At 67.7% G+C, this 21,564-nt stretch carries 22 protein-coding genes and 1 tRNA gene; 9 read left to right on the top strand and 14 right to left on the bottom strand.

Annotated elements, in window-relative coordinates; genetic code table 11:
* Positions 1–48: 48 nt before the first annotated feature.
* Both GRI75_RS06735 and GRI75_RS06730 read right to left on the bottom strand, forming a co-directional pair.
* Positions 49–125: transfer RNA gene (locus GRI75_RS06735), tRNA-Arg, on the bottom strand.
* Complete coding sequence (locus GRI75_RS06730; RefSeq protein WP_160746198.1) at positions 103–561, bottom strand: (deoxy)nucleoside triphosphate pyrophosphohydrolase; 459 nt, start codon at positions 559–561, stop codon at positions 103–105. Before GRI75_RS06730 ends, GRI75_RS06735 begins: the two co-directional genes overlap by 23 nt.
* Positions 562–660: 99 nt before the next feature.
* Here GRI75_RS06730 and GRI75_RS06725 point away from each other — a divergent pair, with 99 nt between their 5' ends.
* Both GRI75_RS06725 and GRI75_RS06720 read left to right on the top strand, forming a co-directional pair.
* Positions 661–849 (top strand): Flp family type IVb pilin, encoded by a 189-nt coding sequence (locus GRI75_RS06725; RefSeq protein ID WP_160746197.1) that lies wholly within the window; start codon positions 661–663, stop codon positions 847–849.
* Positions 850–948: 99 nt separating this feature from the next.
* Positions 949–1,107 carry a Flp family type IVb pilin gene (locus GRI75_RS06720; RefSeq protein ID WP_160746196.1) on the top strand — a complete coding sequence of 53 codons (159 nt, stop codon included), beginning with the start codon at positions 949–951 and terminating at the stop codon, positions 1,105–1,107.
* A 64-nt stretch (positions 1,108–1,171) separates the two neighbouring features.
* On the opposite strand, the gene GRI75_RS06715 is transcribed toward GRI75_RS06720, so the two are convergent.
* The 5 genes from GRI75_RS06715 to GRI75_RS14675 all read right to left on the bottom strand — a co-directional run bounded on the left by GRI75_RS06715 (position 1,172) and on the right by GRI75_RS14675 (position 6,676).
* Entirely contained in the window at positions 1,172–2,656 is a 1,485-nt protein-coding gene (locus tag GRI75_RS06715; protein ID WP_160746195.1) for a M48 family metalloprotease, read from the bottom strand.
* 74 nt (positions 2,657–2,730) lie between these two features.
* Entirely contained in the window at positions 2,731–3,711 is a 981-nt protein-coding gene (locus GRI75_RS06710) for an acetyl-CoA carboxylase carboxyltransferase subunit alpha (RefSeq protein ID WP_160746194.1), read from the bottom strand.
* A 9-nt stretch (positions 3,712–3,720) separates the two neighbouring features.
* Positions 3,721–4,596 (bottom strand): tyrosine recombinase, encoded by an 876-nt coding sequence (locus tag GRI75_RS06705; RefSeq protein ID WP_160746193.1) that lies wholly within the window; start codon positions 4,594–4,596, stop codon positions 3,721–3,723.
* 107 nt (positions 4,597–4,703) lie between these two features.
* Positions 4,704–6,545 (bottom strand): hypothetical protein, encoded by a 1,842-nt coding sequence (locus tag GRI75_RS06700; RefSeq protein ID WP_160746192.1) that lies wholly within the window; start codon positions 6,543–6,545, stop codon positions 4,704–4,706.
* Entirely contained in the window at positions 6,542–6,676 is a 135-nt protein-coding gene (locus GRI75_RS14675) for a hypothetical protein (protein ID WP_268891499.1), read from the bottom strand. The genes GRI75_RS06700 and GRI75_RS14675 overlap by 4 nt, the downstream gene beginning before the upstream one ends.
* A 48-nt stretch (positions 6,677–6,724) precedes the next feature.
* Between GRI75_RS14675 and GRI75_RS06695 the strand changes: the two genes are divergently transcribed.
* Positions 6,725–7,294, top strand: coding sequence for a shikimate kinase (locus tag GRI75_RS06695; protein WP_202389631.1), 570 nt, complete (start codon positions 6,725–6,727; stop codon positions 7,292–7,294).
* On the top strand, positions 7,285–8,394 hold the full coding sequence (gene aroB / locus GRI75_RS06690) for a 3-dehydroquinate synthase (protein ID WP_160746191.1): 1,110 nt from the start codon (positions 7,285–7,287) through the stop codon (positions 8,392–8,394). Before GRI75_RS06695 ends, aroB begins: the two co-directional genes overlap by 10 nt.
* Before the next feature lie 8 nt (positions 8,395–8,402).
* Here the strand turns inward: aroB and GRI75_RS06685 are convergent, their stop codons facing one another.
* From GRI75_RS06685 to gor, 4 genes are all read right to left on the bottom strand, one after another.
* Positions 8,403–9,407: a lactonase family protein gene (locus tag GRI75_RS06685; RefSeq protein WP_160746190.1), complete on the bottom strand. Its 1,005-nt coding sequence runs from the start codon at positions 9,405–9,407 to the stop codon at positions 8,403–8,405.
* Positions 9,408–9,443: 36 nt separating this feature from the next.
* Positions 9,444–9,890, bottom strand: a complete 447-nt coding sequence (locus GRI75_RS06680; protein WP_160746189.1) for a DUF488 domain-containing protein — start codon at positions 9,888–9,890, stop codon at positions 9,444–9,446.
* 224 nt (positions 9,891–10,114) lie between these two features.
* Positions 10,115–11,653: an acyl-CoA carboxylase subunit beta gene (locus GRI75_RS06675; protein WP_202389630.1), complete on the bottom strand. Its 1,539-nt coding sequence runs from the start codon at positions 11,651–11,653 to the stop codon at positions 10,115–10,117.
* Positions 11,654–11,992: 339 nt separating this feature from the next.
* Positions 11,993–13,342, bottom strand: coding sequence for a glutathione-disulfide reductase (gene gor / locus GRI75_RS06670; RefSeq protein WP_160746187.1), 1,350 nt, complete (start codon positions 13,340–13,342; stop codon positions 11,993–11,995).
* A 101-nt stretch (positions 13,343–13,443) separates the two neighbouring features.
* Between gor and GRI75_RS06665 the strand changes: the two genes are divergently transcribed.
* Together GRI75_RS06665 and GRI75_RS06660 are read left to right on the top strand one after the other, a co-directional pair.
* Positions 13,444–14,670, top strand: coding sequence for an MFS transporter (locus GRI75_RS06665; protein ID WP_160746186.1), 1,227 nt, complete (start codon positions 13,444–13,446; stop codon positions 14,668–14,670).
* A gap of 87 nt (positions 14,671–14,757) precedes the next feature.
* Positions 14,758–15,009 (top strand): hypothetical protein, encoded by a 252-nt coding sequence (locus tag GRI75_RS06660; protein ID WP_160746185.1) that lies wholly within the window; start codon positions 14,758–14,760, stop codon positions 15,007–15,009.
* Between the two features lie 35 nt (positions 15,010–15,044).
* Here the strand turns inward: GRI75_RS06660 and GRI75_RS06655 are convergent, their stop codons facing one another.
* On the bottom strand, positions 15,045–15,788 hold the full coding sequence (locus tag GRI75_RS06655) for a Crp/Fnr family transcriptional regulator (RefSeq protein ID WP_328597942.1): 744 nt from the start codon (positions 15,786–15,788) through the stop codon (positions 15,045–15,047).
* Positions 15,789–15,967: 179 nt separating this feature from the next.
* The gene (pgi, locus tag GRI75_RS06650) at positions 15,968–17,488 is read right to left on the bottom strand and encodes a glucose-6-phosphate isomerase (protein ID WP_160746183.1); all 1,521 of its coding nucleotides are present in this window, start codon (positions 17,486–17,488) and stop codon (positions 15,968–15,970) included.
* A 71-nt stretch (positions 17,489–17,559) separates the two neighbouring features.
* On the opposite strand from pgi, the gene lepB reads away from it, so the two are divergent.
* From lepB to era, 3 genes are all read left to right on the top strand, one after another.
* Positions 17,560–18,396, top strand: a complete 837-nt coding sequence (gene lepB / locus GRI75_RS06645) for a signal peptidase I (protein ID WP_160746182.1) — start codon at positions 17,560–17,562, stop codon at positions 18,394–18,396.
* Entirely contained in the window at positions 18,393–19,061 is a 669-nt protein-coding gene (gene rnc, locus GRI75_RS06640; protein ID WP_160746181.1) for a ribonuclease III, read from the top strand. The genes lepB and rnc overlap by 4 nt, the downstream gene beginning before the upstream one ends.
* A 145-nt stretch (positions 19,062–19,206) precedes the next feature.
* Positions 19,207–20,097 carry a GTPase Era gene (gene era, locus GRI75_RS06635; protein ID WP_160746180.1) on the top strand — a complete coding sequence of 297 codons (891 nt, stop codon included), beginning with the start codon at positions 19,207–19,209 and terminating at the stop codon, positions 20,095–20,097.
* Here era and GRI75_RS06630 read toward each other — a convergent pair.
* Complete coding sequence (locus tag GRI75_RS06630) at positions 20,094–21,545, bottom strand: MFS transporter (RefSeq protein ID WP_160746179.1); 1,452 nt, start codon at positions 21,543–21,545, stop codon at positions 20,094–20,096. The two genes, era and GRI75_RS06630, sit on opposite strands and share 4 nt — an antisense overlap.
* Positions 21,546–21,564: the final 19 nt, after the last annotated feature.

Below are 21,564 nucleotides of genomic sequence, written 5' to 3'. Positions count from 1 at the left end.
GCCCTGAAACGCACAAGGCCGCCCCCGATGGGGACGGCCTTGCGAAGTTGGCGCGCCCGGAAGGATTCGAACCTCCGACCGCCTGATTCGTAGTCAGGAACTCTATCCAGCTGAGCTACGGGCGCGCTTGGAGGGCGCCACATAGGGGGGTGTTTCCGGCTTGGCAATCCCTTTGGGGGCAAGACTTTCCAGTAAAGTGCGATCCATGGGCGGCAGGGGAAGCGCAGCAGCCTCCGCCCAGGTGAACCAGCCCCAGCGCTGTCCCTCGCGCCCTTCGGGATCGCCCTCCCACCCCGGGCATTCGTAAAGAAACAGGACAATGGCCGGTTCGCCCCCGCCGGCCTCGCGATCCGCAAAACCGGCCGGCGCCATCGCTTCCTCGTCGAGCCCGACGCCGAGCTCCTCCTCGACCTCCCGGCGCAAGGCAAACCTCGGGTTTTCCGAGGGTTCCACCTTCCCGCCGGGAAACTCCCACAGCCCTGCATGGTGCTTGCCGGGCAATCGCTCCTGCAGAAGCACCCTTCCCTCGCTGTCGCGAATCGCTGCGGCAACCACTGCCATCCATGTCGGAATTCTTGCCAATCACTCGCTCCTGCGAACCATTCCTTAACGCTGCGGCGCCATAGGGGCCTTCTGCGCCAGCTCAGTGGGAGCACAGCCATGCGTGTGATTGCAACGTTGCGGAAGCTCCTCGCCGACCGGCAGGCTGCGACTGCGGTCGAATACGGCCTCATCCTGAGCCTGATCTTCCTTGGCATGGTCGGGGCCGTTGCGGCGCTGGGCGGCGGAACCTCCGGCATGTGGACCAAGGTCGACAGCGCGGCTTCCGCAGCGATGGCCGGCGATTAGGACTTTTTCAACAAATCACCACTATTCCGCAAAGCTGCTTGATCCAACACGAACCGGGGGGTCGAGCCGGGTACCGAAGACTGAACCAGGAGACTAACCATGAAGTTTTTCAACAATCTGCTTCGTGACGAAGCTGGCGCGACCGCCATCGAATACGGGCTGATTGCCGCCCTGATCGCCGTTGCCGCGATCTCCGCGATGAGCGGCCTGGGCACCAGCCTCTCGACGACGTTCGAGACCGTGAGCAGCTCGCTGTAATCACAAGCACTGCAAGGACTGGAATGGGCGGCAGGGCAACCTGCCGCCCTTTTCTTTTGCCTGCTCAGCTCGCCCGAACAACGATCTTGTACTTTTGTCCGGGCACGACGCCCTGGTTGCCGAACAGGCCGTTGAGCACCCGGAACCGCTGTTCCTGCGCGTCGGCATAGCCCATGCGAGCGGCCAGCGTGGCCACCGTGTCGCGGCTGCCGGCAGTCACGACATCGATCCGCCGCGGAACAACTTGCGCCGCCTCGGCCGTGCTGATCCGCCGCATCGACTGGAACATCGGGTTGAACACGCCCGACTGTCCGGCCGGGGCTATGGCCTGGAAGTGGAACGCCTGATTGTTCGAAAACTCGTAGGCGAACACCACCACATCGACCTGCTGCTGGCCGCTGGCGACCCGAGCGATGCCGTAAGCGGCCGGAATGCCGTTGACGGTGGTCTGCTGAATGCTCTGCGGCTGGAGCTGGGCCTGCTGGCCGCCGATCTGCTGGAACACGCTCGCAATATAGTTCGACAGGTTACCGTTGTAGGCCGCCGTGGTGAGCTGCGCCCGGCCGCTGTCGCCGTTGATCGACACAGCGCGCGTGCTGTTCACCATGTAGAAGCCCTGCGGCGCGGTAAAGGCCAGGCGATATTGCGGATGGATGAAGCTGCGGCCCTCGATCATCCCCTGCTTGGGGTCGTCGCCGTAAAGCAGCCCGTCGATGCGGGACAGGAACGTGTCGCGATTGGTGACGCCGGTACCGCCGGCGGCCAATTGGGCGGCATTCTGCACCCGCCCGGCGGGATCGGGGTGGGTCGAGGCCCATTCGGGAATCGTCGCGGCATCGCGCCCCTGCAGCTGTGCATTCAGCGCGTTCTGCGCCGCCAGGCTCTGCAGCACCGTGGCCATCGCGCGGGGATCGTATCCGGCCCGCCTAAGGTAGGTGACGCCGAGCTGATCGGCCTCGATCTCCTGGTTGCGCGAATAGCTCAGCGTAGCGAGCTGCGGAGCCGTTCCGGCGATTTGCTGGCCCAGCTGACCCAGCGCGCTGTTGCCGAACACCGCGCCCGAAAGGACCTGTCCGAGGACGCCCAGCAACTGGTTGCGCTGTGCGGCCTGCTGGCGCCGGGCCGAATGCCGCGCCGCGACGTGGCCGACCTCGTGTCCGAGCACGCCGGCGAGTTCCGCCTCGTTGTTCATCAGGCCGACGAGCTGGCGGGTCACATAGACGTAGCCGCCCGGCACGGCGAAGGCGTTGTCGACCGAACTGTTGAGCAGGGTGACCTTGAAGTCGGACTGCGCATTGCCGAGCCCCGACTGGACCGCGATGTTTTGTCCCACCTGCTGGACATAGCTGGCCTGGGCGCCCGTCATCTCGCCGCCGAATTCGGCGACGAACTGCGGGTGATACTCGCGGCCCATCTGAGCTTCGGCAGGCGTTATCGGCGCGCCGGCGGCGACGTTTGATCCGGGGACCGACGCACAGGCGGCAAGCGCGACCGAAGCTGCACCGGCAAGAGCGAAGAAGCGGGTCTTCGCGACGAATCGGCTGGGCATATGGGAGCTCCTTGAGGATGTGCGGCGCGTTTCGGCCGCTTATTTTCATCCTCTGGGGAACACGGCTTGCCGACCTATGTTCCCGAGCGGCGCTTCTCCCGGCGGGGCTTGTGCTCACCGATGCGCAGGAAGCGGTCCTCGCGAATGCGTCGTAACTGCTTGGCGCTCTTGCCGGAAAGAGCATCGAGCTCTTCCTCCAGCGCGTCGCCGAGCGCCTGCGCAGTGGCCGCCGCGTCGCGGTGAGCGCCGCCGATGGGTTCGCCGACGATCCGGTCGATGACCCCGAGTTCCGCCAGGTCCTGCGCAGTTACCTTCATCGCTTCGGCCGCTTGCGGGGCCTTCTCGGCGGTGCGCCACAAAATCGAGGCGCAGCCTTCGGGCGAGATCACCGAATAGACCGCGTGTTCAAGCATCAGCACCCGCTCGGCACTGGCCAGCGCCACTGCGCCGCCCGAGCCCCCCTCGCCGACGATCGTGGCGATCATCGGCGTCGGCAGCGCCAGGCAGGCTTCGGTCGAGCGGGCGATGGCTTCGGCTTGACCGCGCTCTTCCGCCTCGATCCCAGGGAAAGCACCCGACGTATCGACCAGGGTCACCACCGGCAGGCCGAATCGGCCGGCGATGTCCATCAGGCGGATCGCCTTGCGATAGCCTTCCGGCTTGCCCATGCCGAAGTTGTGGCGGATGCGGCTCTGCGTATCGCGGCCCTTCTCGTGGCCGATCAGCATGATCTTGCGCCCGCGAAGGGTCGCGAAACCGCCGAGGATCGCTTCGTCTTCGCCGAAATGACGGTCGCCGCCCAGCGGCACGAAGTCGTCGAACACCATCTCGACATAGTCGCTGAAATGCGGCCGCGCCGGGTGCCGGGCCACTTGCGTCTTCTGCCATGGAGTCAGCGCCTTGTAGGTGTTGACCAGCAAGTCGGCGCTTTTCGCTTCGAGCCGCTTGAGCTCGGCCGAAATGTCGACATCTTCACCTTGGGAGGCGGCGCGCAGCTCGGCGATCCGCGCCTCCAGCGCCGCCACCGGCTTTTCGAATTCGAGGTAGGAAATCATCCCGCTGCGCTAGTCGCGACGGCTTCGCTCGGCAAGAGGATGCCGTTCGTTTACCAGCGCAACGAGCCGCGCGGCATCGACATGGGTGTAGATCTGCGTGGTGGCGATGTCTGCATGGCCGAGCAGGGTCTGCAGGACGCGCAAGTCGGCTCCGCCCTCCAGCAGGTGCGTGGCGAAAGCGTGCCGCAGCACGTGCGGGCTAAGCCGGGCCGGATCGAGACCGGCGCGAGCGGCGAGTTCCTTCAGGAGCTGGAACAGCCGTACCCGGGTCAGATGCTTGCCGCGCGAAGGGAACAGGAACTTCCCCTCCGGCCGCACCGCCAGCCAGCGCGACAGCGCCTGCCTGGCGCGGCCGGAGATCGGCACCATGCGCTGCTGCCCGCCCTTGCCGCTGATCGTCAGCAACGGCGCGTCGCGCGGCACCGAGGCGAGCGGCAGCGAGACCAGCTCGGTCGCGCGCAGGCCCGAGCCGTAGAGGAGCTCGAGCAAAGCGAGCAGCCGGAGCGATTCAGGCCGGTCGCTTTCCGCCTCCAGCTCGGCGCGGGAGAATAGCGCCTCGACCTCGGCGTGCGAAAGTATCTTCGGCAGCGGGCGCCGTGCGGCGGCGCGCGGCAGGGCCGGCGATGGATCGTCGTCCCGCAGGCCCTCGTCGAGCAGGAAGCCGTAGAACTGGCGCAGCGCCGAAGCTTTCCGGGCCACGGTGGTGGGCGCGAGATCCGCCCATTCCTGCGCCAGCCGGGCGAGATCCTCGCGCTCGGCCGCCGCGAGATCGCCGATCAGGTCCCCGGCCCCTTCGAGATCGCGCCGATAAGCCGCCAAGGTGTTCGCCGCCGCCCCGCGCTCTGCAGCGAGAATCGCGAGGAAGGCGTCGACAGGGTCAGCCATACTGCATCACCAACCCGGCTCGTCATCCCGGCGAACGCCGGGATCGCTGGCCTCCTGGCCAGGCCAAGCGGCCAGCGGTCCCGGATCAGGTCCGGGACGACGCGGAATCACGCCCGCGCCACTGCCTCGGCGGCGATCATGCGGGCTTCGGCGTTCAGCCCGACCCGGTCCAGGGCGCGGACGATGTGGAACAGATGCCGCGCAGTCATCTTGTCCCAGCCGCTGCCCTGCATGCCGAGACCGGCGAGCAGCGCGACCAGCGCAGGATTGCGGTGTTCCGCCGCGAGATCGATCGCGCGGCTCCACTTGGTGGCGCGGCTGAGATCGAATCCCAGCCGGTCCGAGAAGTTGTTCGCATCGCCGGAATCGAGCCGCCCGAGGCCTGCCAGCCCTGCTACCAGGAACCGCGACTTGCGCTGCTCGGAACTGGCATCATCGTCCAGGAAGCTGTCGACCGCACCGCTCGAGACCGAAGCCTGTCCGGGCCGCGCCAACGCGAGAAGGGCCCAGCCTTCGCTGCCGGTCGCGACGACATCGCTCCAGCGCATGGCGTTGCGGTCCAGCCCGGCGGTGAGCATCGAGGCGATCAGCGGGGCCGCATCGTCGGCGAACTCCTCGTTCACCGGGATCCGCGCCGCGGCATAGGCGGTCAGCACCATGCGGCCGTACTCGGGCTCGCTGCTGCCCCAGAGCGCGCGAATTGCGTCCAGCCGCTCCTGGGCGCTCCGTGCGACATAAGCCTCGCGCAGACGCCCTGCTTCCGCCTTCTCACCATCCTCGATCTCAGGATCGGACCAGAGCTGCGAATAGAGATCCACCATCGCGGCGGAGGAGAGCACGCCGGATCGCGCAGCAAGATCGGCGGCCGCGACCCGCTGCGGGATCGGCGCCGCCGGATAGAGCGCGTCGTTGCGCAGCAGGGCGTTGCTCATGCCGGAGCGCAGTTCCTCGGGCACTTCCACGCCGAGCGCGCGCGACAGCGCCAGGCGCCACGGGGTGATCTCCTCGACGCCGTCCCACTCGATGGTGACCGAACGCCGGCCCTCGCCCGCGGCGCCGGCATAACGCTGGGCCAGCAGCACGTCGATACGCGGCGCGATCCCGCGTGAAAGGGCGCGATGGAGCTCGCGCGTGGCGCTGCGAGCGTCGCCGTCGAACGCATCGCAGATCGACCGGCTCATCTGCCACTGCGGATCGTCCTCGTGGAGATCGCTCTTGAGCTGGGCCACCGGGCAGATGCCGAGGATGTCGCCGGTCGCCAGGTAGGCGTTGAAGGCGGCAGCGGCCAGGCCGGCGTTGTAGTTCGCCGAATCGACGTCCTGCACCAGCGCCCGGGCGGCGGCGCTTTCCCCCATGCGGTTGAGCAAGGCCGCGCGCAGGGCCGCGAATTGGACGGGGTCCATGCCCCTGGGCGCGTCGAGCCGGCTCGCCACGGCGCGGCGCAGCAGGACATGACCCCAGCGGGAGACCAGCGGACCGCGCGTTCCGGCAAGCGCCGCCCGCACCAGCGAAGCGGGCTGACCGGCCAGCGAGCGCGACGGGAAGCCGCCCTCGCCCGAGCCGATCACGCCGACGCGGCTCAGCGCGCGCTGGGCGCCCGGCGGGATGTCGTACTTCGGCTTGAGGCCGAACAGCTCGTCGATGTCGTCGGGGTCCATCGCCTCGATTTCCGCGAGGCTCGGGAAATCGGGCGGCACGACGACGTCGCCGGTTTCTTGTGCAGGCCGGGCGTTGGGCAGCGCCTGGATCACGGGAGAGGACGTTTGCACGGGCGCCGGCCCGGGGGCCGGTGCGGCGGTCGGGCGCGGAGCCGGGGCTCGCGTCGGCGCGGGTGCGGGTTCCTCGAAGATCGGCGGGAGCAGCGATTCAGGGGCGGCCAGCGCCAGCGTCGAGCTGACAGCCAGAACCGCGCCGCTCAGCCAACCGGCCCGCCTCAACGAATGCCTCATTGCGATCCCTCGGGCTGAGCCACGGGCTCTTCGATCATGCGCTGCGTCTCCCTCCCACCGTCGATCCAGGCGAAGGCGAGCACGGCAAGTGCGATTAGCGCGAGTGCGGTCAAGATCCGTTTGCGTCCCATCCGGCAATCCTTGCGCCGCCGCCTAGCCTAACTATAGCGCATGCGGCAATGACCATCGACCATCCGAGCCTGAGCGACGGGGAAATCCGCGAGCTCGTCAGCCGGCTCGATCGCCCGATCGTGCTGGTCGGGATGATGGGCGTCGGCAAGTCGACCGTCGGCCGCAAGCTCGCCGCCTTGCTGGGCCTCCAGTTCCGCGACGCCGACGACGAGATCGAGGAAGCCGCGCAGATGAGGGTGAGCGAGATCTTCGAACGCTTCGGCGAAAGCTACTTTCGTGACGGCGAACGCCGCGTCATCGCCCGGCTGATGGAAGGCGGCGCCAAAGTGATCGCCACCGGCGGCGGCGCTTTCGCGCAGGAGGAAACGCGCAAGCTGATCCTCGACCGCGGCATCGCCATTTGGCTCGACAGCGACGTCGACACCCTGGTCGAACGGGTCGGCCGCAGGGACACCCGTCCGCTGCTGCGGGGCGGCGATCCGCGCGAGATCATCGCCCGCCTGAAGGCGGAGCGGGAGCCGTTCTATGCGCAGGCGCCGATCCATATTCTCAGCAACAGCGGACCGCACGGAGAAGCGGTCACGCGGATCGTGCAGGAGCTCGACAAATGGCAGTGATTCCCGTCGCCCTCGCCGGACGCGCTTACGAAGTGCGCGTCGGCAGCGGCCTGCTGGCAGACCTTCCGGCCCAGTGCGGGCCGTTGCTGCGCAAGGAACGGGTGCCGATCGTGACCGACGCCAACGTGGCCCGGCACTGGCAGGAGCCGGTGGCGCAGGCGCTGCTGGCGGCAGGGCACGAGCCGCGCTGGCTGGTGCTCGATCCCGGCGAAGGCGCGAAGACCTGGCAGGGGCTGGAGCGGGTGACCGACTGGCTGCTGGCCGAGGAAGTCGAGCGCGGGGACCACATCGTGGCCTTGGGCGGCGGCGTAATCGGCGACCTCACCGGCTTTGCCGCATCGGTCCTCAAGCGCGGCTGTGGCTTCATCCAGTTGCCCACCACGCTGCTCGCCCAGGTCGACAGCTCCGTCGGCGGCAAGACGGCGATCAACACCGCCGCCGGCAAGAACCTCATCGGCGCCTTCCACCAGCCCGCGCTGGTGCTGGCCGACCTCGACGCCCTCACCACCCTGCCCAAGCGCGAGATGCGCGCCGGTTATGCCGAGGTGATCAAGTACGGCACACTCGGCGATGCGGAGTTCTTCGCCTGGTGCGAGGAGCATGGGGCCGAGATGCTCGCCGGCGACCGGGTGCGGCAGGAACGCGCCGTCACCGCCAGCGTCGAGGCCAAGGCCCGCATCGTCGCCGAGGACGAGCGCGAAACCACCGGCAAGCGCGCGCTGCTCAACCTGGGCCACACCTTCGGCCACGCTCTCGAAGCGGAAACCGGCTTTTCCGACCGCCTGCTGCACGGCGAGGCCGTCGCCCTGGGGATGGTGCTGGCGGCGCGCTACTCAGCGCGGCGCGGGTACATCTCCGATGCGGATGCCGAGCGCGTCGCGTCCGCGATCGCCGCTTCCGGGCTGCCGAGCGAGATCGCCGCTCTTGGCCTCGACGCGGACGGCAAGGCGCTGGCCGCGCACATGCTTCACGACAAGAAGATGGACGCCGGCACCCTGCCCTTCGTGCTGCTTGCGGCAATCGGGCAGGCATTCCTCGACAAGGACGTCTCGCTGGACGACGTCGCCCGGTTCCTCGACGAGGAACTGCAGCGGGCGTAAGCGGCCCCTCAGGCTACGACCGAGCAGGCGCCGGGTACTCGGATGCTGCCGGTCGGCCCGAGCAGGGTTCCGTCAGGCGCGACGTCGAAGCCGGCGACGCAGCCGTCCTTCTCGTGCGCGACCACGAGCTTGCGCTCATCCTCGAGCAGCACGAAGTGGCGCGGGTGACGGCCGCCGCTGGCTATGTGCTGGAGCAGTTCCAGGCGCTCGTCCGCCAATGCGAACACCGCCAGCGAATCGTGGCCCCGGTTCGAAACGTAGACACGAGACGCGTCGGCATTCAGCACGAGATGCCCGCCAAGGTTCTCGCCGGTGAAGTCTTCCGGAGCCGTGGAAAGCGTTTGGCGCGTTTCGAAGCCGAGCGGCCCTTCCGAGAGCAGCGTCAGGCTGGCCGCAAGCTCGCTGAGCAGCAGCGCCAGTGGGCGATCGGGGTGGAAGAGCAGGTGACGCGGGCCCGATCCCGCCGGGGCGGTCCAGGCGACGCTTACCTCGCCGAAGCCCTCTTCGGTGAGCGGCAGGCGGAGGACCTGGTCCGCTCCCAGATCGACCATGTAGAGCGCAGTTCCGTCATTCGAGAAGCGAACGCAGTGGGCGTGCGGGCCCTCCTGCCGTTCCGCGTTCGGTCCGCTGCCATCGTTGCGGAACAGTGCCGGCGGGGAGACGGGCAGCCCTGCCTCGTCGAGCCCGTAAAGCACCGCGCTGCCGCTGGCGTAGTTGGCGACCGCGAGCCGCCGGCCATTGGGCGAAAGCGAAACGTAGCACGGCTCCTCGCCGCCGCTCGGGACGCGCGCGACATGCCGCCAACTCTCGCCCTCGCGGCACAGCACGTTGACGGCCCCCTCCTCGCGCTCGTCCACGAGGTAGACCAGGCCGTTCCCGCTGGCCGCGAACGAAGCGTTCTCGGCTTCGGCATAAGCATCACCGCACGCCAGCGTCCCATCGATGGCGAGCGTCAGCGGCACGAGGCCGGCGCCGCCGTCCTTGCCGTAGGTTCCGATGTGGAGAGTGGGCATACCTGCCGCCAATGCGCCTGCGCGGCGGGCGTTCCGTCAGGTGACCAGCACCGGCTCCAGATCGACTTCGTCGAAGTCCTGCAGCACTGCGTGGATCAGCAGCGAGCGGTGACACTTCTGCGCCTCGCGGCAGAAGCACAGCAGGCACGTGCGCTTCTCCAGCGCCAGCGCCCGCAGCTCGGCCATCGCGGCGAGCGCCTCGGGCAGCTCCAACTGCCCAGCGTAAACGTCGGCCAGCGTCGTATAGTCGCCCTTGCGCGCGGCCTCACGGCCCTCCGGAGGCGTGCCGACGTCGCGGAAATGGCGGTACTCGATCCCGACTTCCTCGACCGCGGCCTTGAGCGACGTCTTCGAAAACCCCGGCTTGCGCGAAAGCGGCCGCGCACGAACGTCCGCCAGGACCTCCACGCCGGCTTCTCGTAGCGCCGAAAGGACCGCCGGCTGCGTCGCCTGCTGGTAGCCGATGGTGAAGATGCTGGGCATACATAGCTCCCGTCATCCCGGCGAACGCCGGGATCGCTGGCCTCCTGGACCGAATCTGGTGGCCAGCGGTCCCGGATCAAGTCCGGGGCGACGAACCATTACTCTCGTCATGCTGAACTTGTTTCAGCATCCATCCCTCCGCTGCCGCGACGGTGCTGGTGGAGAAATGGGCCCTGAAACAAGTTCAGGGTGACGGAACCAAGTTCAGGGTGACGGGAGAAAGCTCACAGCGGCAGGTTGTCGTGCTTCTTCCACGGGTTCTCGAGCTTCTTGTTCCGCAGCTTGCGCAGCCCCAGCGCGATCCTCCGCCGGGTCGAATGCGGATAGATCACCTCGTCGATGAAGCCCTTGGACGCCGCCACGAACGGGTTTGCGAAGCGGTCTTCGTACTCCCTGGTCTTCTCCGCGATCTTCTCGGGGTCGCCGCGATCGGAGCGGAAGATGATCTCCACCGCGCCCCTGGCGCCCATCACCGCGATCTCGGCGGTGGGCCAGGCGTAGTTGAGATCGCCGCGCAAGTGCTTGCTGGCCATGACGTCGTAGGCCCCGCCATAAGCCTTGCGGGTGATCACGGTGATCTTGGGCACGGTCGCCTCGGCATAAGCGAACAGCAGCTTGGCGCCGTGCTTGATGATCCCGCCGTGCTCCTGCGCGGTGCCGGGGAGGAAGCCGGGCACGTCGACGAACGTCAGGATCGGGATCTCGAACGCATCGCAGAAGCGCACGAAGCGGGCGGCCTTGCGGCTGGCGTTGATGTCGAGCACGCCGGCGAGAACCATCGGCTGGTTGGCGACGACACCCACCGTGCGCCCCTCGACCCGGCCGAAGCCGCAGATGATGTTCGCGCCGTGGAGCGGCTGGATCTCGAAGAACTCGCCTTCGTCCAGCACCTTCCGCACGAGTTCGTGCATGTCGTAAGGCTGGTTGGCGTTCGCCGGGACCAGCGTGTCGAGGCTGTCCTCGATCCGGTCCCACGGGTCGCTGCTGGGCAGTTCGGGCACCCCCGAACGGTTGTCGCACGGCAGGTAGCTGACGAAGTCGCGGGCGGCGAGCAGCGCCTCGATATCGTTCTCGAACGCGCAGTCGGCCACCCCGGTCTTGGTCGTGTGGGTAACCGCGCCGCCAAGATCTTCCTGCGTCACCACCTCGTTGGTGACCGTCTTGACCACGTCCGGCCCGGTGACGAACATGTAGGAGCTGTCCTTCACCATGAAGATGAAGTCGGTCATCGCCGGCGAATAGACCGCCCCGCCGGCGCACGGCCCCATGATCAGGCTGATCTGCGGCACAACCCCGCTGGCGAGCACGTTGCGCTGGAACACTTCGGCATAGCCGGCCAGGCTCGCGACGCCTTCCTGGATGCGCGCGCCGCCGCTGTCGTTGAGGCCGATCACCGGCGCCCCGACCTTCATCGCCATGTCCATGATCTTGCAGATCTTCTGCGCATGCCGTTCGCTCAGCGAACCACCGAAGACGGTGAAATCCTGCGAGTAGACGTAGACCAGCCGGCCGTTGATCGTTCCGCTGCCGGTGACCACGCCGTCGCCGGGATACGTCAGCTCGGGCATGCCGAAGTCGACGCAATTGTGCTCGACGTACATGTCGAGCTCTTCGAAGCTGCCTTCGTCGAGCAGGACCTCGAGCCGCTCGCGCGCGGTCAGCTTGCCCTTGGCATGCTGTGCCGCGATCCGCTTCTCACCCCCGCCCAACTTGGCGGCGGCGCGGCGGCGTTCGAGTTCTGCGATATTGGCCGACACGGACATCCCCCGAATGTTACGCTTTGGTTGCGGGCGTAACCGGGGCGGAGGGCGGGGGCAAGTGGTTGGGGGTGGCGGGCGTTGATCGAACTGCGGCTAGGTGGTTGAGGGCGGTGGGCCCTCATCCAACTGCGGCTAAGCGGGCGGGCCCTCATCCAAGCTTCGCTAGCCGGCAAGCCGGCAAGCTACGCTATCCTTCTCCCACTAGTGGGAGAAGGAGACCTTAGCCGGCTGCGCGCCTCACTCCTTCTCCCACTGGTGGGAGAAGGATACGGAGACTTAGCCCCGCAGGGGCTTAGTCGAAGTTGGATGAGGGCCGGCAGCCGCTCCCCAACCCCCTGCCCCCTACCGCATCAACACCAACTCTTCAGACATAGTCGGATGAATCGCCACGGTCGCGTCGAAGTCGGCCTTCGTCAGCCCCGCCTTCACGGCGATCGCGGCGGCCTGCATGATCTCCGGCGCTTCCGGCCCGATCATGTGGATGCCGACGATCCGCTCGTTGGCGTCGCCTTCGCAGATGATCTTGTAGAGCGACCGCTCGTTGCGCCCGGCGAGGACGTTCTTCATCGGGCGGAAGTCGGACTGGTAGACCTTCACCGAGCCGAGCTGGTTGCGCGCCTCGCCTTCGGTCATGCCGACGCCGGCGATCGGCGGGTGGCTGAACACGGCGCTCGGCACGCAGGAATAGTCGACAATGGTCGGCTTGTTGCCGAACACGGTGTCGGCGAACGCCTGGCCCTCGCGGATCGCCACGGGCGTGAGCTGCACCCGGTCGGTGACGTCGCCCACGGCATAGATACTCTCGACGTTCGTGCGCGAATACGCGTCGACCTTGATCTCGCCCCGCTTGCCCAGTTCCACCCCGACCGTATCCAGCCCCAGCCCTTCGGTATTGGGCAGGCGGCCGGTGGCGAACATGACGCAATCGACTTCCATGTCGTCGTGATTGGTCATCGAGACGGTCAAGCTGCCGTCCTCGTTCTTGCTGATGCCGCGGAATTCGGCGTTGAAGCGGAACTGGATCCCCTTCATCGTGGAGATCTGCAGCAGGCGGTCGCGCATCGACTCGTCGTAGCCGCGCAGGAGCTGGTCGGAACGGTTGATCAGCGTAACCTTGGCGCCGAACTCGTTGAAGATGCCGGCGAACTCGTTGGCGATGTACCCCGCGCCGGCGATCAGGATCCGCTTAGGTACCGCGTCGAGATGGAAAGCCTCGTTACTGGTGATGCCGAGCTCATTGCCGGGGCATGACGGGACGTGCGGCCGCGCGCCGACGGCGATCAGGATGTAGCGCGCGGTCTTCTTCGTCCCGTCCGCCAGTGTGACCTCGTTCGGCCCGGTGACGGTGGCGCGCTGCTGGATGATCTCGACGCCGTGGTTGCCGAGCGTCTGCCCGTAGAGGCCGTTCAGCCGGTCGACCTCCTTGAGCACGTTGTCGCGCAAGGTGATCCAGTCGAATGTGGCGCCCTCCGTGGTCCAGCCGAAGGCTTTTGCGTCCTGCAGGTCCTCGGCGAAGTGGGCGCCGTAGACGAGCATCTTCTTGGGCACGCAGCCGCGGATCACGCATGTGCCGCCGACCCGATACTCCTCCGCAACCGCGACTTTCGCGCCGTGCGCCGCGGCCACGCGGCTCGCGCGAACCCCGCCGGAGCCGGCGCCGATGGTGAAGAGATCGTAGTCGTAATTGGCCATGTGCTGAGCTCCGTTGCGTGGGCCGCGATATGGCGAGTGGGGCGGCGCTTGCCAACAGCGGCTCGCTTGCGGTGTGCGGGTTCGCGCGCCAGAAGCGCGCGATGCCTGGATCAACCACCTTCACCCCGCTTGCCTACCGCGCCTTCGCGCTGATCCTTGTCGGCAGCTTGCTGTCGAATTTCGGCAATGCGGTGCAGTCCGTCGGCGCTGCGTGGCAGATGACCGCCACCGGTCAGCCGGCCGACGTCGTCGCGCTGGTGCAGACGGCGGTCAACCTGCCGATCATGCTGCTGGCCCTGCCCGCCGGCGCCTGGGCCGACATGTTCGACAAGCGCACCGTCATGCTGCTGGCGCAGACGGCGATGTTCGCGGTCTCGCTGCTGCTGGTCACGCTGACTTTCGCCGGGATCACGCCGCCGCTGGCGATCGTCGGGCTGACGGCGCTGCTTGCCGCCGGGGTCGCCGTGTTCAACCCGGCGCTCGCCGCGTCGATCGGCGGGATCGTCCCGCGCGCGGAATTGGCGGCGGCCGTGGCGCTCAACATCCTCGCGTTCAACTTCGCGCGGACGGCCGGACCTGCCCTTGGCGGCGCGATCGTCTCCCTGGGCGGGGCGGGAGCGGCGTTCGTGGCGAATGCGCTGAGCTATCTCATGGCGATCGCCGTGCTGTGGCGCTGGCGGCCGGCGGCGGAGCCGGCGAAGGAGCGCAGGCGGCTGCTGCCGGTTATCGCGGAGGGCTTCCGCTTCGCTCTCGCCTCCCCGCAGATCCGCACGATCCTGCTGCGCGCGCTGACGTTCACCCTGACCGGAGCGGCAGCCTGGGCGCTGATGCCGCTGGTCGCCGCGGACCTGCTCGGCGAAGGTTCGGCGGTCTACGGACTTTTGCTCGGCGCGCTCGGCGCGGGCGCAGTGATCGGCGCGCTGACCAGCACCTGGTTTCGTGCGCGCTTCAGCGCCGAGGCGATCATCCGTACCGCGGGGATCGTTTACGGCCTCGGCTGCCTGGGCGTGGCGCTCCAACCCGGGCTGGTGCCGATGCTGTTCCTGCTGGTCGTCGCGGGAGCCGGCTGGGTCCAGGCGCTGTCGGGCTTTTCGGTCGCCGGGCAGCTCTGGGCGCCGCGCGAGGTGGTCGGGCGGATCGTGGCGCTGGTCTCCAGCCTGACCTTCGGCGGGATCGCGCTCGGCAGCTGGTTGTGGGGCCATTTCGCGGAAGTTTACGGCGTCGCCGCCGCGCTCGCGGCGTCCGGCGGCGGGATGATCGTTCTGCCGCTGATCGGTCTGCTCTTGCCCATGCCCGGTCACGAAGCGCCTCGGCCGGGAACCCCCTGACCGGAATTTTTTTCCGGGGATAACCTAGGATGTGTTCGGGCCGGCCGAAAACGTAGATGTTGCAAGGGCTTCACAGGGGCCCCTCGCATGAACAGGTCCAGGCCAACCACGACACGACACTACGAGCTTATCCTGTTGGAGGATGGGCCGCGAGGCACTCGCCGGATCGAATTCGAGGCGCTCGGCCCCGATTCGGCCCTGTTCCGTGCCGAAAAGGAATGCCGCGGCAGGGAGGCCGAACTGTTCGAGGACGGCCGCTCGCTCGGGCGAATCAAGTGCGCCTCCGACGGCGGTTACTGGCTCCTGACACCCGCCGCAGCGGTGAGATCGGCCGCGTGACGAGCCCGATCTGCCCGTAGCCGCTCGGGCGCGGGCTAGGCCGGCTTCGCTTGTTCGAGGTGCAGGTACAGCGCGTTGAAATCGGCCACCTCCTTGGTGCGATTCCAGTCGGTGAAGCTGATGTAGCGCTTGTCGCGGTGCAGGATGCCATCGGCCACGAGAGCCTTGAGCGTCCTGTTGACGTGCACCGGCGTGAGGCCGACGGCATCCGCGAGCTGTTCCTGAGTCAGCGGCAGTTCGAAGCCGCCGTTCGTGGAGACCCCGGCAGCCTGCATCCGCAGTGCCACTTCGCAGAGCACGTGCGCTATCCGCGCAGGGGCTGCCCGGCGGCCGACGTTCGTGACCCATTCGCGATAGATCGAGGCATCGACCAGGGCATCGATCCACAACGCGCGGGCTATGTTGGGCCGGGCCAGCACCAGCGACTCCAGCGCCCGGCGGTCGATCGCGACAACCTCCAGCTCCGTCAGCGCCTGCACGTTGTGGTCGGCGATGTTCAGGAACAAGTGCTCGAGATCGATGAAGTCGCCGACCAGGTGCAACGACATGATCTGCCGCGCCCCTTGCGCCGTGATCTTCTGGCGAACCGCGAAGCCGGAGCGGATGAAGCTGCAATGGTTCGGCGGCGGCTCGCCCTCACGAACGACATAGGTCGCGGCGTGATACGAACGGATCGTGTGAGGCAAGGAAAGGATCGCCTCCTTGTCCTCGCCAGTCAAAGCGGATCGCCCGCTCAACTTGTGGATCATCTGATCGAGTGCGGAAACTGTGGTGGACACGATAGCTCTCCTACTTGGCGGGAGCACACGCATCTCTCAGTCGCCGTTCACCGAGTTATCCTCACGACGATGGACCGACATTAACACATTTAATGCCTAGTCACGGCATCATATCTTTCCCAAACGCGGCTTATCATAAGTGTCGCTCCGCAAGGGGGTCCGCCGCGCGGGGAGGACGTTCAGGAAAGCCCCGCCGCCGCCAGCAGCGCTTCGGTGCTGGCATCGAAGCTCTCGCCGCCCCTCTCGATCCTGTTGGCGATCTCCTTCCCCAGCTCCACGCCGAACTGGTCGAACGGGTTGATGCCCATCAGCACGGCGCCGGCGAACGTGCGGTGCTCATAAAAGGCGATCAGCGCGCCGAGCGTGCCGGCGTCGAAGTCGTCGGCCAGGATCGTCGCGCTCGGGCGATCGCCCGGATAAGTGCGCGCGGGATCGCCGCTTTCGCGCCCGGCCATCAGCGCTGCGCCTTGCGCGAAGCAGTTCATCAGGAGGATGCGGTGATGCGCCGGATCGAGCACGTCGCCGGGCGCGATGCTGGCGACGAACTCCACCGGCACGAGGTGGGTCCCCTGATGGAGCAACTGGAACACGGCGTGCTGCGCGTCGGTGCCGACGCCGCCCCAGGTGATCGGCGCGGTCGGGCCTTCGACCAGATCGCCGCCGGCGGTGACGCTCTTGCCGTTGGACTCCATCTCCAGTTGCTGAAGATAGCTCGGCAGCAGCCGCAGCCGCTCGTCGTATGCGAACACCGCGCGTGTCTCGGCGCCCTTCACGCGGGCGTAGAGCAGGTCTGCGAACGCGGCGCGCAGCGGCAGGTTCGCCCGCGCGTCCGTGTCGCGGAAGTGCACGTCCATCGCCGCCGCCCCGGCGAGCATCGCCTCGAAATCTTCCCAACCGACCGCGATCGCAACGGGGAAGCCGATCGAAGACCAGATCGAGTAACGCCCGCCGACGCTTTCGGAGAACGGCAGGATGCGCGTTTCGTCGACGCCCCACTCGACCGCCTTCTCGGGACTAGCAGTGAGCGCGATCACCCGGCCGGAGGGATCGTCCACGCCGTTCTCGCCGAGCCACTTCAAGGCGCTCTGGGCGTTGATCATCGTCTCGATAGTGGTGAAGGTTTTGCTGGCGACGGCGATCAGGGTCGTTGCCGGATCGCAGGCGGCGAACGCATCCTCCAGCGCCACCCCGTCGACGTTCGACACGACATGCACGTCCACGAGCGAGAAATCCCGCCCGAGCGCATCGACGACCAGCGCCGGGCCGAGCGCGGAGCCGCCGATGCCGATGTGGATCAGGTGCTTCACTTCCCCCAGCGCGCCTTCGTGGATCGCTTCGACCAGCAGCTTCATCCGCTCGCGCAAGGCGGCGGCTTCCTCGACACTGCTGTCCTTGCCGACGCCGCGCAGCGCGGAATGTTCGGCGGCGCGGTTCTCGGTCGGGTTGACCACCTCGCCGGCGAACAGGCGGCGGCGCATCTCGGTGAAGCCAGCCGCATCGGCGAGCGCTTCGAAGTCGGCCAGCAGGAAATCGGTCAGGTGCGTCTTCGACCAGTCGAACAGGATGCCGGCGCCCTCCCCGATCTCCCAACGCGTGGCCAGCTTGCCCACCCGGTCCGGATCGCCGGAAAAAAGCTCCGTCAAGGAGCGGTCGGGCTGAAGTTCGAGCGATTTCCAGGCGGCGACGCGCGGGTCGGTCAAAATTGTGTCCTTTCCTTGCCGAGGCAGGATGGGCTAGGCGACCGGACAGGATTTTGGAACCGGTAACCCACTTGAACGACACCGCAACGCCCCCCATTCGCTCGAAAGACGCAGCCGCCCCTGCCGCGGCGAAGAAGGAGGAAGGCAGCTTCCTCTGGTTTCTGATCAAGCTGGTGATCGTGGTGCTGGTGTTCCGCACTTTCGTGTTCAGCACGTTCTCGATCCCCAGCGAATCGATGCTGCCGCGGCTGATGGTCGGGGATTACCTGTTCACCGCGAAGTGGCCCTACGGCTATTCCCGCGCTTCCCTGCCCTTCGATATCGGGCCGGACACCGGGCGGATCCTCGGCAGCACGCCCGAACGGGGCGACATCGTGGTGTTCAAGCACCCGCTGGACCGCGCCGACTACATCAAGCGCGTGGTCGGCCTGCCGGGGGATACCGTGCAGATGGTGGCCGGCGTCCTGCACATCGACGGCCAGCCGATCGGAAGACAGCGCATCGGCGATTTCGTGGCGCCGATCACGCCCTACAACGCCTGCCGGGTGGAACGCTTCCGCGCGAAGGCGCCGGACGGCACGCCCGTCTGCAGCTATCCGCAGTTCCGCGAGACGCTGCCCGGCGGCCGGAGCTACACCGTGGTCGATTTCGGGCTGATGCCGCAGGACACCACGCAGGCGGTGATCGTGCCCGAAGGCAGCCTGTTCCTGATGGGCGACAACCGCGACAATTCGCAGGACAGCCGCTTCCCGGCGGCGCCCGGCGGCGGTATCGGCCTGGTGCCGGTGGAGAACGTGGTCGGCCGCGCCAGCTTCATCGCCTTCTCGACCGATGGGACGTCGAGCTGGATCAACCCGGTCAGCTGGTTCACCGCCGCACGCTGGCACCGGATCGGGAACGAGCTGTGAGCAAGCTGGGTGAAAGCCGCGCCTGGCTCGAAGGCCTCGGCTTTACGGTCAACGACGAAGCGCTGTGGATCGAAGCGCTGACTCACGGCAGCACCGGCGCGGCGCGCGATTACCAGCGGCTCGAGTTCCTCGGCGACCGGGTACTCGGCCTGGCGACAGCCGAGTCGCTGTACCGCCAGGGTGACGGGGCCGAAGGCGAGCTGGCCCAGCGCCTGAACGCGCTCGTCAGCCGCAGCCTCTGCGCCCAGGTTGCCCGGGAGATCGGCGTGCCGGATCATATCCGCCTGGGCAAGCAGGCGCGCGACGACGGGGCGCACGACAGCGACAACGTTCTCGGCGACATCATGGAAGCCATGCTCGGCGCCAGCTTCCTGGAAAGCGGCTTCCCGGCGACCGCGTCGGTGATCCGGACGATCTGGGAAAAGGCCGGAGCCGGCAGCGCCGGTCGCGCAAAGCATCCCAAAAGCGCGCTGCAGGAATGGGCCGCCGGAAACCGCCGCAAGCCGCCGGAGTATGAAGTCATAGACCGGTCCGGGCCGGACCATGCGGCCCAGTTCACCGTGCGCGTGCGCGTGCACAAAGTCGGCGAAGTCGAGGCGGTCGCCTCGAGCAAGCAGGAGGCCGAAACCGAAGCGGCGCGATTGTTCATGGAGAAGTTCGGATGAGCTGCACTAAATCCTCCCCGGCACGGGGAGGGGGACCGCGCGCAGCGCGGTGGAGGGGGCCCGCCGCAAGCGCTGCACCAGGAGGCGCGCCCCCTCCGTCACCGGCCTCCGGCCGGCGCCACCTCCCCGTCCCGGGGAGGATCGTATGACCCACTGCGGCATGGTCGCGGTGATCGGCGCTCCGAACGCGGGCAAGTCGACCCTGGTCAACCAGCTCGTGGGCCAAAAGGTGGCGATCACCAGCGCCAAGGCGCAGACCACGCGCGCACGCCTGATGGGCATCGCGCTGGAAGGCGAGGCGCAGATCATCCTGGTCGACACCCCGGGCATTTTCGCGCCCCGCCGGCGGCTCGACCGGGCAATGGTCAGCGCGGCCTGGGAAGGCGCGGAATCCGCGGACGCGATCCTGCTGGTCGTCGACCCGCTGAAGCAGCGCCGACACGAGCTGGAGCCCCTGCTCGAAGCGCTTGCCACGCGGCCGGAACGCAAGCTGCTCGCGCTCAACAAAGTCGATGCGGCGAAGAAGGAACCGCTGCTGGAGCTCGCCCAGGAGCTGACCGGCAAGATCGCTTTCGACGAGGTGTTCTACATTTCCGCGCTGACCGGCGACGGGGTGCCGGAGCTGAAGCAGCGGCTCGCCCAACTGATGCCGGAAAGCCCCTGGCACTATCCGGAAGACCAGGTCTCCGACGCCAGCGAGCGCCTGCTCGCGGCCGAAGTCACGCGCGAGCAGCTCTACCGCCAGCTGCACGAGGAACTGCCCTACGACAGCGCCGTGCGGCCGGAGAGCTACACCGTGCGCAAGGACGGCAGCATCGAGATCCGCCAGCAGATCGTCATCGGCCGCGACAGCCAGAAGGCCATCGTGCTCGGCAAGCGCGGCGCGCGGATCAAGGCGATCGGCGAAGCGGCACGAACCGAGCTGAGCGCGCTGCTCGGCGTGCCGGTCCACCTATACCTCCACGTCAAAGTGGATGAGAAGTGGGCCGAAAGCCGCGAAATTTACGAGGAAATCGGGCTCGACTGGGTGCGCTAGGGCTGGCGCAAGCTGGCCATCGTTCCGCCCGCACGCGTCACGCTGCGGAAGCGGGCCAGGCTGCACAGGGCGGCGACGACCGCCAGCGCGCAACTGACGATCAGCGGGGTCGGCCCCAGCCCCATGCCCCCGGCCAGCAGGATGCCCACGGCCACGGCCGCGACCGTCTGCCCGAGCAGGCGCGAGGTGGACAGCAGGCCGCCCGCCGCCGCGGCTCGGTCGCGCGGGGCCTGGCCGATCAGCAGGCGCGAATTGGGCGCGAAGAACAGGCCGAAACCGACCGCGGTGAGGCTCAGGCGCCAGGCGATGTCCCATTCCCCCACGCCCTCCGGCATGAAGGCCAGCAGCAGCAGGCCCGCGATCGTGATCGCCATGCCGGTGACACCCAGCTTGGTCGGGGCGATGCGATCGCTCATCCAGCCGGCCAGCGGCGCGACGACCAGCATCGTCAGCGGAAACGGCAGCAGGAGCACGCCGACTTCCTGCGGGGCATAGCCCATTGCTTCCTCGAAGCGGAACGGCAGCGATAGCATCAGCGCCCCGGCGGACGTGAACGCCGCGATCGCCGCGAGCGCGGAGAGCCCGAGCACCGGCTTGGCCATCAGGTCCACCGGCACGACCGGCGCGGTTCGCCCGCGCTCGCGGCGGACGAGGAAGATCGTCGAAGCGATCCCGGCGACCAGCATCGCGAGCCCCAGCTCGAGATTCTCGTGGGTGGCGAGCTGCACCCCGCCGATCAGCAGCAGCACGGTCGCGGCGCTCCACAAGCCGCTCAGCCATTCGGGCGGCCTCTTGCGCGGCTGCGGCACGGGCAGAGTGCGGCCGAGCAACAGCGAGACGGCGGCGAGCGGCGCCGCGGCCACGAACACCCACTGCCAGCTCACATGACCGACGATGTAGCCGCCGAGCGTCGGCGCCAGCGCAGCCGAGGAGGCGACGATCACGCTGTTGATGCCCATCCCGGTGCCGAGCTTCCGCGCCGGATAGATCTCCCGCAGCATCGCCGCCGAAACCGACAGCGCCATGCCCGCGCCGATCGCCTGCAGCGCGCGCAGGACCAGCAGGACCGCGAAGTTCGACGCGAACAGGCACAGGGCCGAGGCGATCATGAAGACCACCTGGCCGTACTGGTACAAGCGCCGGTGCCCGATCCTGTCGCCCAGGCTGGCGAACGGCAGCAGGACCATGACCAGCACGAGCTGATAGATCGTCACGACATTGGTGACGACGCCGTTAGTGACGCCGAGCTCGCGCGCGATCGTCGGCAGCGCGACGTTGGCGATTGCCCCGTCGAGCACGAGCAGCGCGGTGCCGAAGCTGATCGCGATGATGGCCCAGGTGCGGCGGGGAAACGGCAGGCCGTCGGCAGAGTGCGCGGCGGCCGGGTGCGAAATTGCCGGAGACGCGCCTGCGTCGTCTCCGGAGTCGATGTCGGGCGCCTTCAGCATCGCCCCCATGTGGAGCCAA

The sequence above is a fragment of the Croceibacterium soli genome (assembly GCF_009828065.1).
Classification (GTDB): domain Bacteria; phylum Pseudomonadota; class Alphaproteobacteria; order Sphingomonadales; family Sphingomonadaceae; genus Croceibacterium_B; species Croceibacterium_B soli.
The sequence above is the reverse complement of the archived record's forward strand: the minus strand, read 5'-3'. Positions and strand labels throughout refer to the sequence as shown.